This is a genomic window from Saliphagus sp. GCM10025334 (assembly GCF_042663485.1).
In the GTDB taxonomy this organism is placed as follows: domain Archaea; phylum Halobacteriota; class Halobacteria; order Halobacteriales; family Natrialbaceae; genus Natronosalvus.
Map to the genome: position 1 here is coordinate 39,470 of NZ_JBHTAF010000005.1, position 14,629 is coordinate 54,098.

Consider the following 14,629-nt stretch of genomic DNA (forward strand, 5'->3'; position numbering starts at 1 on the left):
CGCAGCACCCTCACCAGCGCGATCAGTAGGTCGTGTTGTTCGACAGCTCGAGGCTCGAGGAGCCGAGGTCGCGCACGCCGTTGACCAGACGACTGTTGCGCATGGTGATATTGTGACTCTGATCGTACAGGCAGGCTGCCTGTTTGCCGCCGGTCGACTCGGCGTCGACGTCCAGGTAGAGCGAATCGGAACCGAGTTCGACGATGGGGAACTTGCTTGCGCGAAGGGTGCTCTCCCAGACCGTCAGGTCGTTGGCGGTCGACGTGATCGCGTTTCGGGTGGCACCATTCTGCCCGGGCTGGTAGACCTCGATCACGTTGAACCGGCAGTTATCTCGCCCGACGCGGATGCCGTCACGGAGTCCGGAGGCGTCGCCTGCCTTGCCGGTGATCGTGAGGTATTCGGCGAGAACGCGGTCGGTCGCGCTCGTGTTGCGGATCCACAGCGGGTAGCCGCCGGACGTTTCGTGGTTGATCTTCGTATCGACGATGGTGATCTCGCCGGCGTTGGGCGAGACGACGATGCCGTGATTGACGTCGTTACCCTGCAGATCGAGGTGGACGCGCTCGATTCGAGCGCTGTCACAGGTAGACATCGTCGAGATTGCATGACTGGTCGGCATCGGCGAGGTAATTTCGACGGCTGCTCCCTTGATACGCATGTTTTGGCCGTTCTCGATGCGGATCCCGCGCTGGCCCTCGTCCTCCGGACGGGTGTCGTCGATTCTGACCGTCGGCCAGTTGATCTCGCTGCCGTTGCCACCGACGCGGATGTTTGCACCGTTGCTGTTCCGGTAGGTGCCGCCGCTGACGATAATTTTCCCGGTGCCACCGGCGGCGTAGAGGCCGTTGTCGGGGAAGGCGCCGAGTGTACAGCGCTTGAACTCGAGGGTGCCGGCGTTCTGGTTGGCGAGGATGCCGGTCGGACCGCGCCAGCGCTCGCCGGCCGTCGGGGTGTTGTTGATCCACTCGCCGCCGTGAGGCGCACGGAAGCGCTCGACGATCCCGTAGCCGCTCGAACTGGTGACGTTGAACAGGCCTGGTCCCCACGTCCCGCTGTCGTGCTGGCCCTTGATGTTGATGTCGCGCACCTCGAGACGGTCGGAGACGTGCGCTTCGATGACACGAATCCCGGTGTCGGGAGCCGTCTGGTCGACGTCGAATCCCTCGAAGCGCAGGCGACGTCCGGGCCGGTAGTTGACGCCGAGGCGGAAGAGGCGGTACTTCGGGCCGTCGAAGTTGTAGTGGTTGGCGGGGACGAGCGTCGCGTCGTTACCGATGAAGGCGACGTTGTCGAAGCCGGTAAACCGGAGCTGGCTGTCCATCGCGTAGCGTCCAGGGGGGAAGTAAAACAGCGTGTTGTCGTTTCGGAGGTTCCTGAGCACCGGAGTGATCGATTTGTTTCCGGTATTGTCGGCGCCGGCTTCGACGACGTTGACGACGTGTCGGTACTCGCCGTCGTACTGCGTGTACGAGCCCGAGGCCGCGGCGGTCGAAGAGAGACCGAGCGTAGAGATACCCGCAATGGCCGCACCTTTTACGAACGTCCGCCTCGAGGGTTGGCGGTTGTCGGTTTCGGTTTGGTGTTCGGATCCAGAGGGGCGTCCATCGTCTGCGTCGCGTTCGTTTGCTATTCCAGTCATGAAATTCAATTATACGTACTGTTTCTAGTGGAAAGGAGGCCGTAGCTAGCCACCAAGCCATGCGACTGAGTGACAGTGGCTAGAATAGCAAAATCGGTCTTCGAGTCTCAGTCCGATTCGAAGATGAGTTCGAAGAACTTTCGCTGGGCGGCGCGGAGGTGATTATTGAACGTCGGCTGTGAGACGCCGAGTGCGTCGCTGATCTCGCTGCCGGTGCTCTTTCGCGGCGACTCGAAGAACCCGCTCTCGTAGGCGGTCTGGAGCACCTCTCGCTGGCGGTCAGTCAGTAACTCGTCCATGTCCGCCGCGAACCCGCTCGTCGTTCGGCGGTCCCGGTCTCGAGGCTGTTCGCGTCGTGCCAGCAATTCCAAGTGTTCGTACGTCGCCTGGATCGTGTCGATGAACAGTCGAACGTTCGCGCTCTCCGGGAGGGCGACGACGATGGTTCCGTGTCCACTTTCCGCCCAGAATCGTTGAGGGACAGCGCCGTGACCGAGGAGCGTTCCGAAGAAACTCGACTCGTCGACCGTACACTCAAAGAGGCACTCATCATCGTTTTCCGAGATGAGTCGCGTGTCGTCCACCGCGAACGCTCGCTCCATGTGCTCGAGGACGGGTTCCGGCGGCGTCTCGTGGGTGGTGAAGAAGACGCGGTACCCACCGTCCGAGCGGGCGACCACGCTCTCGAGTTCGACGGCGCAATCGACCTCGGCAGTCACCGAAAGGAACGGGATGGAGTCGTCCCGAATCTCGAACTCGACCTCGACGAACTCGTCGCTCACGAGTGCTTTCTTGCTCTCGACGGCGTTGATCGCGTAGGCGATGGTCTCGCCGAGTTCCACGAGAACGGTACGCTCCAGATCCCCGAACGTCTCGAGCTGGTCCGAATACACCGTCAACACGCCGTAGCGCATCTCGCGGTACACGAGCGGGATCGCGATGCAGGCGCGATAGCCGCGCTTGAGCGCCTCGCGACGCCACCGGGGGAGTGGCGGCTCGCCGAGCAGGTCCTCGATAACCTGCGGTTCCTGCGTCTCGTTCGCCAGTTCCGTCGGTTCCCGTTCGCTCGAGTCGGGTTCCTCCGACTGGGCGATCGCATCGAGGTACCCATCGTTGGCGCCACCCCACTCCTGGGGAGCCACCGCGTCGTGTACCGCGTCGTACTCGCCGATCCAGGCGAAGGTGTACGGTCCGGCGGTCGTCAACTGGGTGCAGACGGCCTGTTCGATCGCCGTGCGCGAATCCGCCGCCACCAGCGCCTGGTCGATGTGACGGATGACGTCGTTGACCTGGTTCAGTCGCGTGAGCCGCTCGTTCTGTTCGTGCAGGCGTTCGTCGCGTTCGATGAGCTGGCGTTCCCGTTCGGCTCGATCGAGCGAGGACTCGGTATTCGTCGCCAGGAGGCGAGCCAGCGACGGTTCCGTGCTCGCGGCCAGTATCCGGGCGAGGGACAGTCGCTCGTCGTGTACGTCGTCGCTCGTCCTCGAGCCGATGACGAGTACGCCGTGTCTCCCGAGCGGGAGGATCGCGACGCCGTAGGTGTCGATGTCGGTGTCGGTGTCAGCCCCGGGGGCGACCGCTATCTCGTCGTGAACCGTCACTCGTTTCTCGGCGAACGCCTGCCACGCCAGTTCGGCCTGCGGATCGAACATCTGCTCCGCGTCGACGAGCTCCCCGGCCAGCGCCGTCTGTGCGCGTGGCCTGAGCGTTCCCGTTTCGTCGTCGTAGAGTGCGATCATCGTGATCGGGAGACCGAGCGCCGATTCGGCCGTCTCGACCACGGTATCACAGACCTCTCGTACCGTCTCCGCCCCGAGCAACTCCCCGGTCGCCTCGACGAGCCCCTCGAGTTGCGCTTCGCGCCGGCGTCGCCGTTTCTCCTGTTCGACCCGGTCGAGGGCCGCCTCGGCGGTTGCTGCGAGCAGCCCGGCGAGCTGGCGTTTGTCCGCGTCGAACACCCCGATTGCGTCGGAGACGGCGACCATAACGCCGTGAGACCCGAGCGGGAGCCAGATGCCGCTGGGAAACGCTCCTTCGAGACCCTCGTCGCGACCTGTCATGCCGTCGTCCATCACGATGGTCTCTCCCTCGACGAACGATCGCCACGCGACCGAGTCGTCTCCGGGACGTACGGGAGACAGGGATCCGAACCGGTTCTCGACGTACTCGGTCGTCGCGGTCGGCGAGAGTCCGGCTCCGTCCGCACTGGCGAAGTACACTCCGGCGCCGGGAATGCCGAGGACTTCGTTCGTGGTCTCGAGGATGAGGTCGCACACGTCCTCGGCGGTCTCGGCGTGGAGCAGTTCCCGGCTCGATTCGTGGAGCGCCGTCAGCGTCCGTTCGTGTTCCTCGCGTTCGAGGGTGAGCGCGAGGAGCCCCTCGTTCGTCTCCCTGAGTTCCGCTTGCAGCGCCTGGATCATGTCCCGGTCTGCGTCCGAGGGCTGTTCGTCACCGTCCTGGCCGCTCATCGCGACCCCCTCGTGACCACCAGCACGGTCGCGTCGTCGTTCTCGTCTGCCAACTCCGCCAGGAGTCGGTGGGCGAGCGTCGAACTCGGTTCGTCGACGAGGTGGACGAAGTCGTCCCACTTCCAGAGTGACCGTACGCCGTCAGAATACAGCGCCAGGGCGTACTCGGGGTCCCACTCGTTTTCCCTGATCAGCGGTTCCGGGGCGTCGTTCCCGAGCACTCCTCGTCGAGTCACGAACTCGAGTGGCACCGGGGCATCGACCTTGTGAGAGATGTTGCCGACGCTGGCGTACGAAATCGTCTCTCTGGACCAGTCGAAACGAGCGAGCGCCATGACGACACCGCGCGTCCTGGCACACACCCGTTCGACGCCCCGAAAGATGGCGGTGAGCGACTGGTCGAAGTGGCCCGTGACGTACCGTTTGGCCGCCGCCGCGGCGGTGTGAGCATCGCGTCCGTGCCCCAGTCCGTCGATCACGCCGACGAGGGCGCTGTCTCCCCACCGTTTGATGACGAACGCGTCGCCGTTCGGATCGCCGCGCGAACGGGGACGCGTCGCCGCTCCGAACGTGAGCGGAAACGGCTTCTGTGAACGCGATCGAGTCTGGAATTCGCGTTTGGCGACGATGTGTGTGCCGGCGTGTGAGTCGGGGCGAGGAACGACTTCGAATTCGTCCATGAGCCGATCGACCGCCCCGAGGCCGGACCCCAGGCTCCCCGCCGTCGAATAGCCGTCGGTGATCGCTCGATCGACGTCGCCGATTCCTGGCCCCGAGTCCTCGGCGTGAATCTCGATACCGCGATGGTCGTCCGACGACGTGGGTACGAGTGTGATCGTCCCTTCGCCGGCGTGTTTGACGATGTTCGAGGCCAGTTCGTGGATCACGAGGACGACCTCTTCGACGGTCGACTCGTCGAGTTCGAACGCTGCAAGGATCGGCTTCGCCCGGCGGCCAGCGCGGATGACGTCCGCCTGTTTGGAGATCGTGATCGACGTCTCGTCGTCACCCGTCATTGGCGACCACTCGTGGTACGTACTTGCGGATAGTGACGGTCGTCCCGGTCTCGGCACTCGTGTCGATCTCGAACTCGTCCATCATCTTCCGGGCGCCGGAGAGGCCGTGGCCCATTCCACTCGACGTCGAGTACCCCTCCTCGAGGGCGCGATCGATGTCCGGAATTCCTGGGCCATCGTCGTCGAAGACGATCTCGACGACGCGCCGACTCCCCTCCGAGCGGACGCGCCAGCGGATCGTCCCGACCTCGGCGTAGAGATAGATGTTCCGGGCGAGTTCGGAGACCGCAGTCACGATCCGGGTGGTGTCCGTTAGCCCGAAACCCAGGTTCGAGACGACCTCTCGAATCGTGGTCCGAGCGGTGACGATGTCCGATTCGGAGGCGATCTCGAGGACCCCTTCTTCGCTCACCATGTAACTCACCCCGAATCTATCTCGAGGGCGTCTAGCGCTGCATCGATACTCCGGGCCGTCTGCACACCACCGAGGTCGAATCCGAGTTCGGTCACCGTGATGGCGATGGCGGGGCCGATGCCGACGAGAATCGGTCGAACGCCCATCAACTCGACCATCTTCGCCGTCTCGACGATTACCCGGGCGAAGAACGAGTCGACCGTTTGCACGTCGGAGACGTCGAGTACGACTCCTTCGATGCGTTCGAGGTTCGTCTGGTTGATACGCTCGAGAATGCGCTCTTGGAGGTCGTCGATCGTACTATCTGATGGGTGTGGGGGGAGGGTCGCGATCAGCGTTCCTCGCACCTGAATAACGGTGACGCGATCTGTGTGGGTCATGTTACTGGGATTGGGACGCATTCGTCACGATGTCGATGTTCTGGGTGAGGTGCAAACCGAGTTCCAGCCCCTCGCTCAACGTGGACCTGGTTCGGATGTCGTCCATCGTGATCCCGAGCTGGACCAGCGTCTGGGCGATGTCGGGATTGATTCCGGTGATGATGACCTCGCTGCCCAGTAGCGACACGGCATTCACCGTATCGGTGAGGTGCTGTGCCGTCGCCGTGTCCACGTTCGGAACGCCGGTGATGTCGATCAGCGCGATCTCCGCTCCGTTCTCCGTCAGTTCGGTGAGCAACTCCTCGGTGAGCCGCTGTGCACGAACCGTATCCAGCGTTCCGACCACCGTCGCGAGGGTGATGCAATCCCAGATTTCGACGATCGGCGTCGACTGTTCGAGAATCGCCTCGGCCTGTTCGGCCGTCTTTCGCTCGAGTCGTTTGCGTTCGGAGATGTCGGTGACGTACGCGATGAACTCGCCGTCGTCAATGGTTCCGGAGACGAGAACGTCCACCGTTTCCCCGTCGTTCGCGATCAGTTGCGTCTCGAATGCGTCCACGTGACCCGTTCTCTTGAGCTGTTCTTCGAGTCGCTCACTGTCCTGGGGATCCGCGTATTCGATGGACGAGATCTCTGAGCGTAACTGTTCGACCGAATCGAAAGAGAGCATTCTGGCAAGTTGCTGATTGGCGTACTGATTCTCCGAGTCGACCTGGGACGCTTCGAGATCCAGATCGTCGACGGGAACCCGAAAGATGCCGATAGGAGCATTTTCGATTAATTTCTCGTAGGGGGGATCACTCGGTGACATCCGTAATCCGGTAAAAGTACAAAATCTGGCCTATTAACGTTTAGGACGATTTAGGTGTTATATTTCCGTCACTACTACTGGCTGCCGATGGACGTCTTCCTCGAGGAGCTAGTTTCAGGCTCAAACGGCTCGTAGACCGTTCGATGGGGAATCCGTGTCTCTGGCAGGAGAACGACGAAATCCGACCAACTCTCACATTCGGTGATGGTCCGATTTTGAAGAGTATTTTGGTGGCTTGCCAATAGACCGCTCGCGCCAACGAGTAGGTGCGCGCTCTCGAGACGTTCCCTCTCGAGCTAGCTGAAAGCGCGAATCGTGAGACGCCACCAGCGGGTCGCTAGACACCAACCGCGAATCACCAGACGCTACCCGCACCTTCCGTGGCGTAATCGAACCTCACCGGACCTGTCGTCCGAGAACGCAGGCCACCAATCTCCGGAGCGGGCCGAAAACTCGAGTACAGTGTCCGCTTGAGGGATAACTGCATTTAACCCACTGGAAAGCAGACCCGATGGTATGGGAGCCGAGGAACTCGCGTCGCGTCTCGAGGAGGTGCTCGCCGTCGATGCCGAGCCGTTTCGCGACCGCGCGATCCAGGAAGCCGACGTCATCGTCGAGGGAATCGAGTCGGGCGCGTTCGACAACCCGCAGGCGATCGTCGGCTTCGAGTACGAATTTTACGCCATCGACGCCGAAACGGCCGCGCTCAAGCGCGTTCCTCGACGGCTCCTCGAGTTGATGGGCTTCGAGAAGGAACTCGGCCTCCACAACGCGGAGATGACGACGAGTCCGCAACCACTCAACGCCGACGGGCTTCGCGCCCAGGAGTCGGAGATTCTCGCCCGCCTGCGCGCGGCCGAGAACGTCGCGAACGCGGAGGGGATGCGCCTGGTCAGCGATGGACTCTGGACCCTTCCGCCCGCGGGCGAATCCGCCTACGAGTACCTGACGGACACGGTCGAACGGACGCTCGAGGTTGGTGATTCATCGGCCGACAATGAGAGAGCGGGCACCAACTCGCGCACCGTCACGCTCGCAACGAACATGAGCGACGCCGCGCGCTACCACGCGATGGCCAACACCGACCGTGCCGAGGCCGCCGGGATGGTCCTCGACTGCCCGAACGTCTCGCTCGCCGCCGAGACGGTGATGCCCGAGAGCCTCATCACCTCGATCCAGCCCCACTACCAGGTCCCCCACGCCCCCGACCTGCCGACGTACTTCAACTACGCCGTCAGAATCGCCGGTCCACTGCTCGCACTGGGAGTCAACTCGCCGTTCCTTCCCGCCGACCTCTACGATGACGGGGCGGCCGCCGAGGACGTCCTTCGCGACGCCTGGATGGAACACCGGATCAGCATCTTCGAGACCGTCCTGAACGATCCCTCGGCCGGGGCCGGCAAAGTTCGCTTCCCGCACGACCTCGAGAGCGTCGAGGAAGCCGTCGAGCGAATCGCCACCGACGACACCCTCGTCCCGATGCCGGTCGGCGACGGCGACCGGTTCGACGACCAGTTCGCTCACTTCAGGCGCAAGCACGGGACCTACTGGCGGTGGGTGCGTCCGGTCTTCGACGGCTCGAGTCGGTCGGCGGCGAACGCCCGCATCGAGTTCCGCCCGATTCCGGCCCAGCCGACCGTCCGAGACTCCGTCGCCTTCCTCGCGGCGTACGCGGGTCTCCTGGAGAGTCTCACTCACCTCGAGCACCCCGTTCGCGAACTCGACTGGGAGATCGCCCGCGAGAACTTCTACGCCGCGATGCGCGACGGGCTGGCAGCCGATCTCGAGTGGATCACGAACGACGGACAGACGACGAGCGACACGGAAGCCGTCTACGCAGACCTCTTCGCACACGCCGAAGACGGCCTCTCGAGTCGCGGTCTGACCGACGAAGAGGTCGCGGCCTACCTCCACCCACTTCGCCGTCGCGTCCGCCAGGGACTGACCCCCGCCCGCTGGAAACACGAACTGGTGGCCGACGAGGTCGCCACGGGGGAATCGCTCGCGGGCGCCCTCGAGGTGATGCAACGTCGGTACGTCGAGCAACAGGCCGAGACGCTGTTCGAGGGGAGTTTCGCGGACTGGACGTGACCCAAGCCGGAGTAAGGCGGGAAGTCACGCTCGAGTCGACCGGGCAGTCGATGAACGCTATCTGGCCGCAACTGCTTAAGCCCCGCAGCGGAAACTGACGCGTATGGTTACGTTCCTCTCCGGGGGTACCGGCACGCCGAAGCTGTTAGACGGGGCCGGAGCAGCGTTCTCGCCGGACGAGATTACCGTCGTCGCCAACACCGGCGACGACATCGAACTCGGCAGTCTCTTCGTCTCTCCCGACGTCGACACGCTTCTCTTTCAGGGCGGCGGCGTCCTCGACCGCGAACGCTGGTGGGGGATCAGGGGTGACACGCACCGCACGCACTCGGCGCTCTCCGACATCGCCGCGGCGGCCGACCTCCCCGACGGCCCGCAGTACCTCGAGGCCTCGAGACAGACCGAGGGGCGCGACATCGCCCGCTGGCGTCGGTTCTCGGGCATCGCGGAGTTCATGACGATCGGCGACCGCGACCGAGCGGTTCACCTCACGCGGACCAGCCTCCTCGACCAGGGGCACACGCTCTCGGAGGCCACGAAGGTCCTCGCCGACGGATTCGGGCTGACGATCGACGTCCTGCCGATGAGCGACGACGCCGTCGCGAGCCTGATCCACACCGAGGACGGCCTGATGCACTTCCAGGAGTACTGGATCGCCCACCGCGGGGAACCGACGATCACGAACGTCGAGTTCCGCGGTTCGTCAAACGCCGAACCGGCGCCGGGAGTGCTCGAGGCGCTCTCAGACGTCGTCGTGATCGGGCCGTCGAATCCGGTGACGAGCATCGGGCCGATGCTCGCGCTGCCAGGCGTCGCGAGGGCGCTGATGGAGACGACGGTCGTCGCCGTCTCGCCGTTCCTAGGTGACGAGGCCTTTTCCGGACCGGCGGCCGACCTGATGGAGGCCGTCGGTGCGACGCCGAACACGGCCGGCCTGGCGACAGCGTACCCCTTCGCCGATGCGTTCGTCATCGACAGCGACGACCCGACCGAGTTCGACCGGCCGACGATCCAGACCGACATCCGGATCGACTCGCCGGAGGACGCCGGTCGCGTGATTCAGGCCATCAACGAGGCGCTCTCGATCGTCGCCTGACCGATGCCACCGCTCTCACTCCCCTCATCGCTCCCGTTTTTCCCACCGCTCGCACTGGCCAGCCTCTCCGGGCAATCGGACGCCGAGTGGGCCCTCGCGGCCGCCGAGTGGGCCGGTTGCGCGTTCCTCGGCGGTATCGCCCTCGACGGACCGTCCCGCGAGGCCGCACGCGAACTCGTCGCCCGCGACCGGACCGAATTCCTCCCCGACGACCCGATCGGGTTCGTCGACGACCAGCTCGCCGCCCTCGAGGACGAACCAATCCAGGTGGGTATCAACGTCAGGAGCGCGAGCGTGGACGCCATTCCGTCCGTCGCTCGCATCTGTCGGGAACGTGACTCGTTGCTCGAGATCAACGCCCACTGTCGCCAGCCCGAACTGTGTGCGGTCGGCTGTGGCGAAACGCTCCTGCGAGACGCGGACCGACTCGGCGAGTACGTTGCCACCGCCGTCGAGTGCAGCGCGACCGTCGGCGTCAAGGTCCGCGCCGAGGTTCCGGACGTCAACCTGCCGACGCTGTGTCGCTCGCTCGAGGCCGCTGGCGCGTCGTTTGTCCACGTCGACGCGATGGACTCCGAATCAGTCATCGCCGACGTCACCGACGCCTGCGACCTGTACGTGATCGCCAACAATGGCGTCCGCGACGAATCGACCGTTCGCGAGTACCTCGCCTACGGCGCCGACGCGGTCAGCGTCGGCCGACCCAGCGACAACCCGGTCGTCCTCGAGCGGGTTCGGCGGGCGCTCGAGGAGGAATCGCCGACGATCGATCGATGACGCTCACACACGCCGGTACGGTCCGAGTCGAGTCCCGTCGAGCAGGTACGACTCCGTCGAGGCGAGCGCCTCCGGCAAAAACGGCGCGAGAAACGACTGGTTCTCGCGGTTGGTCCACGTCCCGCCGGCCAGGTCGTTGAACGCCGGCACGACCACGACCTCGGGCGGGTCCGCGTCGCCCTCGAGCCACGGCAGTCCGTCGTAGGCTTCGCCGTCGCGTCCACGAAACGGAGCGGGGTCGAGCCGTCCGCGAAGCCAGACGCGCTCGACGCGGGCGCCGCCGACGTCGTCCTCGAGTCGGACGGTGGGATGTTCGTGGCCGAGGCAGACGATGTCGGCCTCGAGCACCGATCGGTCGGGCCAGGTGTGACCGTGACAGCAGCCGAGGCCGTCGAGTCGGACGCCGCTGCCGTCCGTAATTTGAAGGGGTGTACCGCCCAGTTCGCCCTCGACGGTGCCGCTGCCGTCGCCGTCGTGGTTCTCGAGGCTGCCAGGTTCGTCGTACCCCGCCCCCAGCCACCCCTCGATGGCTCCGTCGTGGTTACCGCGGACCAGCGTCACCGAGACGCCGTCGGAAAGCGACTCGAACAGCACCTCGAGTTCGCCTCGCTCCGCACCGCCTGGATCGCCGATGGCGTGCATCAGGTCGCCGAGGACGATTAGCCGATTCGCGGCGGTTCGCTCGAGCAGCGAGCACAGCCGGGTTCGACGCTCCTCGGCTCGACTGGGGACGTCGACGCCGCGCTCATAGCGCAGTCCGGCCTCGTAGCCGGCGTGGTAGTCCGCGACCACGAGCGCGCGCTCGTCGTCCAGTTCCGCGACGGCGGCCGGTTCGTCGGGCACGGGCTCGAGGCGGGCCATCGGCTCAGATAGCCTTCAGTTTGCCGTCGCCGGGTTCGTAACACTGCCCGCCCATCAGGGCGTCGTCGATGGCCTCCTCGACGTCGTCCTCATCGGCACCGGTCTCGTCGGTGACGGTGTCGATCACGGCCGAGCGATCCGCGCCCTCGCCGTCGTCGAGGTCCGTCATGGTCTCGACGACGAGGTCCTGGAGGTCGACGTCCTCGAGGTCGGTCTCTTCGTCGTCGCCTTCTTCGTCTTCGTCGTCCCCCTCAGCTTCGTCGGCTTCCTCGGATTCCTCTTCTCCGTTGGATTCGTCGATTTCGTTGCTTTCTTCGGCCGCCTCGGCACTCTCTTCTTCGTCGACTGCGGGTTCCACTTCGTCGTCTTCGTCGTCTTCGTCGTCTTCGACATCCTCGACCGACTCGTCGCCCGCTGGCACGTCGATGTCCGCCTCACCCGGCTCGTCGACGTCCGCCCCCGTCGAAAACTCGGTCCCGAACTCGGCCTCGAGTTGCTCGCGCTCCTCGTCGTCCATTTCGTACATGCCGGAGGCATCCTCGAGTTCGTCTTCCTCGAGGTCGCCGTTCTGGCCGACGTCGACGGATTCCTCGTCGACGGACTCCTCGTCGGCCGTCGAACCAGATTCCTCGGCGGTGGCAACCTCGTCCTCGGCCTCGACCCCGGCGTCGAAATCACCCAGTTCGTCGGCCGTCGAATCCGATTCTCCGGCGTCGAAGTCACCCAGTTCGTCGCCTCCACTAGCGTCGTCGACCTCGAGACCGGTGGATTCGGTCCCGGTGTCGGTCGTCACCGCGGAGTCTGTGGACTCGGCTGCCGCCGGGGCCTCGAGTTCGGTCTCATCCCGAGTAGCGGCGTCCTCGAGATCGTCGTCGACGTCTACGTCCACGTCCAGGTCGATGGACTCGGCGCTCGCCAGCGCGGCGAAACTCGGCGTACCCGGTTGCGAATCGCTCGGCTGTCGGTCCAGCCCGCGCACCTCGTCGCGGTCCCCGGCCACGACCGCGGCCGCGTCGAGCGCGAGGTCGCGAACCCCCTCGAGGTAGGCGGGCGTGGTCCCGTAGTGGCCCTGGGCGAGCGGGATGCCAGCAGCGAGGCCGCGTTCGACGCCCGCCTCGCGCAGAGCCGTCTCGAGCGCGGCGCCCGAGGCCTCGAGGTCGGCCGCCGCCGCGTAGGTGCCGACGCGCTCGAGGGTCTGTTCGGCCGCCGACACGACCCAGCGGTCCCGCGTCTCGGGGTCGACCGTGGCGATGCTCTCGGGGCGAATCGACGTGTAGACGACGTCCGAATCGTCGGGCTGGAACGTACGCGCCTTGCCCGTGACGGCCACGAACGCCGGCGGATCGATCCGCTCGAGGAAGGCGAGTTCGTCCGGCTGGTACTGGCCCGCGTAGACGACGAATGCGCCGGTCGGATCGACGACGCGTGCGCGGAGCATCTCGTCGTTGACCGCCGTGATCTCCGTGAGCGCTCCGACGACGAACACCCGGTTGAGTCGTGCTCCAGTCGGGGTGATGACGTAGTTTGGCGCTCGCTCCTCGTCGCTCTCGGCGTGGGAGTAATCGGCATCGTCGAACTCCGCCGCGAACACCCGGTAGGCGACCTCGCGTCCCGGCACCTCCTCGTCGGAATTCGAGCTCATGCGTCCACCTCCTGGGCTCGGTCCCGCCCATCCAGTAGCGCGTTCGCTCGCTCGACGGGGTCGTCGTCGCTCTCTTCGAACGTGCTAGCGTCGAGGTTCGCACCGTACTCGTCGACCGAGAGGTGGCCCCGAACGCGGTACTCCGTGCCGACGACGTTTTCCCGGATGGTGTCCGCGACGGCCTCCTGGTCCATCGCCTCGCGGGCCTCGTCCTTCGCGTCCTCGAGGTCGCCACCGTAGACGTCCTCGGTGAGTTCGTCGTCGAGGATCACCGTCACGGCGCCGGTTCCGTCGTCCAGAATCGCCTTCACCCGGAGGTCGTCGATGCCGTCGACGTCGCCGTGGGTGCGACACTGCCCCTTCTGGATCACGCGGTTGCACTCGGGACAGCGCTGGATCAGTCCGGAGCCGTCGCGGACGGCCAGCAGGTTCCCGACGAGTTCCACGTCGTATACGCCGCCGGTCGCGACGGCCTCCCCGATGGGGAGCCTGGGTGCGTCGGAGCCGACGTCGACGTCCGTCTCGAGGGCCGTCACCGTCGAGAACTCCGAGACGTTCACTTCGGGTACGCCGCGGAACTCGCGGACGTAAGCGTTCTCGATGCGAACGGAGGCGCCCTCCTCAATTTCTGGAACCGGGTCCCAGTTCGTGAACGGCAGTCGGCCACTCTCGTCACCGAAGACCCCGCTGAGGATCTCGGTCTCGCCGTCTCGACCGTCGATCGTCCGCTCTTCACACTCGAGCACCGCGACCTCGATCGTCTTCGCGCGGTCGCCCGTCCTGAGGTCGGCGAGGTCGGCGTCACCGCCGACCTCGTAGGGGATCTCGAGGGGCTCTTCGAGGAACGACAGCGACGTGCTCTCCCCGAGGTTGAGTTCGGGTTCGCCGTCCCACTCGCGGACGCCGGCGTTGCCCGCGGTGATCGTGTCGCCCGGCGAGAGGCCGAAGTCCTCCCAGGCGGTGAAGTCGATCACGCCGGTTTCGTCGGCGAGTTCGCCCTCCACGATGACGTGGTCCGATCCCTGGTACCGGATCGACCGCTCGCCCGCACTCAGGACGACGCCGGTGACCGTCACCGAGCCGTCGTCGGGCGTGATTTCTCCGATATCTCTGGCTGAAGGCGTACCGCTCGAACCACCACTAGAGCCGTCGCCGTACTTGCGACGGAGGCTCTGTGTGGCCTCGTCGAGTGGAACGCTGTACTCGAGTAAGTTCTGCAGGTCTGCTTTGACCTCCTCTTTGTCAACACCGAGATCGGAGGCGAGATCCTCGGCATGGGTATCGATATCCATCGACTTCCCTTCGAACGGGAGGGTAAAAAACGTTCCCGCAACGGAGTGAAAGTGAACGTCGTCGACGAAGGCCCGGAGGTCGTAACTGGGCGGGTCGAACCGCCGTGTCCTACTAGCGTTTCCGCCGATTCGATTCGT

12 protein-coding genes are annotated in these 14,629 nt (G+C 65.0%); 3 read left to right on the forward strand and 9 right to left on the reverse strand.

The genetic code is table 11. The features are described 5' to 3' along the window. Positions 1 to 22: 22 nt before the first annotated feature. The 6 genes from ACFQO4_RS17275 to ACFQO4_RS17300 form a co-directional block, all read right to left on the reverse strand. Complete coding sequence (locus ACFQO4_RS17275; RefSeq protein ID WP_500262102.1) at positions 23 to 1,642, reverse strand: right-handed parallel beta-helix repeat-containing protein; 1,620 nt, start codon at positions 1,640 to 1,642, stop codon at positions 23 to 25. A gap of 107 nt (positions 1,643 to 1,749) precedes the next feature. After that, positions 1,750 to 4,110, reverse strand: coding sequence for a bacterio-opsin activator domain-containing protein (locus ACFQO4_RS17280; protein ID WP_500262103.1), 2,361 nt, complete (start codon positions 4,108 to 4,110; stop codon positions 1,750 to 1,752). Then, positions 4,107 to 5,126 carry an ATP-binding protein gene (locus ACFQO4_RS17285; RefSeq protein ID WP_500262104.1) on the reverse strand — a complete coding sequence of 340 codons (1,020 nt, stop codon included), beginning with the start codon at positions 5,124 to 5,126 and terminating at the stop codon, positions 4,107 to 4,109. Before ACFQO4_RS17285 ends, ACFQO4_RS17280 begins: the two co-directional genes overlap by 4 nt. After that, on the reverse strand, positions 5,116 to 5,538 hold the full coding sequence (locus ACFQO4_RS17290) for an anti-sigma regulatory factor (protein WP_500262105.1): 423 nt from the start codon (positions 5,536 to 5,538) through the stop codon (positions 5,116 to 5,118). Before ACFQO4_RS17290 ends, ACFQO4_RS17285 begins: the two co-directional genes overlap by 11 nt. A gap of 8 nt (positions 5,539 to 5,546) precedes the next feature. Continuing rightward, a complete protein-coding gene (locus ACFQO4_RS17295) occupies positions 5,547 to 5,921 on the reverse strand; it encodes an STAS domain-containing protein (RefSeq protein WP_253435519.1) in 375 nt (124 codons plus the stop codon). A gap of 1 nt (position 5,922) precedes the next feature. After that, a complete protein-coding gene (locus tag ACFQO4_RS17300; protein WP_500262106.1) occupies positions 5,923 to 6,732 on the reverse strand; it encodes an STAS domain-containing protein in 810 nt (269 codons plus the stop codon). Between the two features lie 516 nt (positions 6,733 to 7,248). Here ACFQO4_RS17300 and ACFQO4_RS17305 point away from each other — a divergent pair. The 3 genes from ACFQO4_RS17305 to ACFQO4_RS17315 all read left to right on the forward strand — a co-directional run bounded on the left by ACFQO4_RS17305 (position 7,249) and on the right by ACFQO4_RS17315 (position 10,696). Beyond that, positions 7,249 to 8,823, forward strand: coding sequence for a glutamate-cysteine ligase family protein (locus ACFQO4_RS17305; protein WP_500262107.1), 1,575 nt, complete (start codon positions 7,249 to 7,251; stop codon positions 8,821 to 8,823). Positions 8,824 to 8,926: 103 nt separating this feature from the next. Beyond that, positions 8,927 to 9,919, forward strand: a complete 993-nt coding sequence (gene cofD, locus ACFQO4_RS17310; RefSeq protein ID WP_500262108.1) for a 2-phospho-L-lactate transferase — start codon at positions 8,927 to 8,929, stop codon at positions 9,917 to 9,919. A 3-nt stretch (positions 9,920 to 9,922) separates the two neighbouring features. After that, positions 9,923 to 10,696: a tRNA-dihydrouridine synthase gene (locus ACFQO4_RS17315; RefSeq protein WP_500262109.1), complete on the forward strand. Its 774-nt coding sequence runs from the start codon at positions 9,923 to 9,925 to the stop codon at positions 10,694 to 10,696. Between the two features lie 3 nt (positions 10,697 to 10,699). On the opposite strand, the gene ACFQO4_RS17320 is transcribed toward ACFQO4_RS17315, so the two are convergent. The 3 genes from ACFQO4_RS17320 to ACFQO4_RS17330 are packed head-to-tail and all read right to left on the reverse strand — an operon-like array spanning position 10,700 to position 14,491. Beyond that, positions 10,700 to 11,557 carry a metallophosphoesterase gene (locus ACFQO4_RS17320; RefSeq protein ID WP_500262110.1) on the reverse strand — a complete coding sequence of 286 codons (858 nt, stop codon included), beginning with the start codon at positions 11,555 to 11,557 and terminating at the stop codon, positions 10,700 to 10,702. A 4-nt stretch (positions 11,558 to 11,561) separates the two neighbouring features. Continuing rightward, positions 11,562 to 13,199 (reverse strand): RPA family protein, encoded by a 1,638-nt coding sequence (locus ACFQO4_RS17325; RefSeq protein WP_500262111.1) that lies wholly within the window; start codon positions 13,197 to 13,199, stop codon positions 11,562 to 11,564. Then, the gene (locus ACFQO4_RS17330) at positions 13,196 to 14,491 is read right to left on the reverse strand and encodes a Single-stranded DNA binding protein (RefSeq protein WP_500262112.1); all 1,296 of its coding nucleotides are present in this window, start codon (positions 14,489 to 14,491) and stop codon (positions 13,196 to 13,198) included. The genes ACFQO4_RS17325 and ACFQO4_RS17330 overlap by 4 nt, the downstream gene beginning before the upstream one ends. Positions 14,492 to 14,629: the final 138 nt, after the last annotated feature.

Coding starts and splice junctions, on each gene's coding strand:
- ACFQO4_RS17275 (WP_500262102.1), bottom strand. CDS start 1,642: ATGACTGGAATAGCAAACGAACGCGACGCAGACGATGGACGCCCCTCT.
- ACFQO4_RS17280 (WP_500262103.1), bottom strand. CDS start 4,110: ATGAGCGGCCAGGACGGTGACGAACAGCCCTCGGACGCAGACCGGGAC.
- ACFQO4_RS17285 (WP_500262104.1), bottom strand. CDS start 5,126: ATGACGGGTGACGACGAGACGTCGATCACGATCTCCAAACAGGCGGAC.
- ACFQO4_RS17295 (WP_253435519.1), bottom strand. CDS start 5,921: ATGACCCACACAGATCGCGTCACCGTTATTCAGGTGCGAGGAACGCTG.
- ACFQO4_RS17300 (WP_500262106.1), bottom strand. CDS start 6,732: ATGTCACCGAGTGATCCCCCCTACGAGAAATTAATCGAAAATGCTCCT.
- ACFQO4_RS17305 (WP_500262107.1), top strand. CDS start 7,249: ATGGGAGCCGAGGAACTCGCGTCGCGTCTCGAGGAGGTGCTCGCCGTC.
- cofD (WP_500262108.1), top strand. CDS start 8,927: ATGGTTACGTTCCTCTCCGGGGGTACCGGCACGCCGAAGCTGTTAGAC.
- ACFQO4_RS17315 (WP_500262109.1), top strand. CDS start 9,923: ATGCCACCGCTCTCACTCCCCTCATCGCTCCCGTTTTTCCCACCGCTC.
- ACFQO4_RS17320 (WP_500262110.1), bottom strand. CDS start 11,557: ATGGCCCGCCTCGAGCCCGTGCCCGACGAACCGGCCGCCGTCGCGGAA.
- ACFQO4_RS17325 (WP_500262111.1), bottom strand. CDS start 13,199: ATGAGCTCGAATTCCGACGAGGAGGTGCCGGGACGCGAGGTCGCCTAC.
- ACFQO4_RS17330 (WP_500262112.1), bottom strand. CDS start 14,491: ATGGATATCGATACCCATGCCGAGGATCTCGCCTCCGATCTCGGTGTT.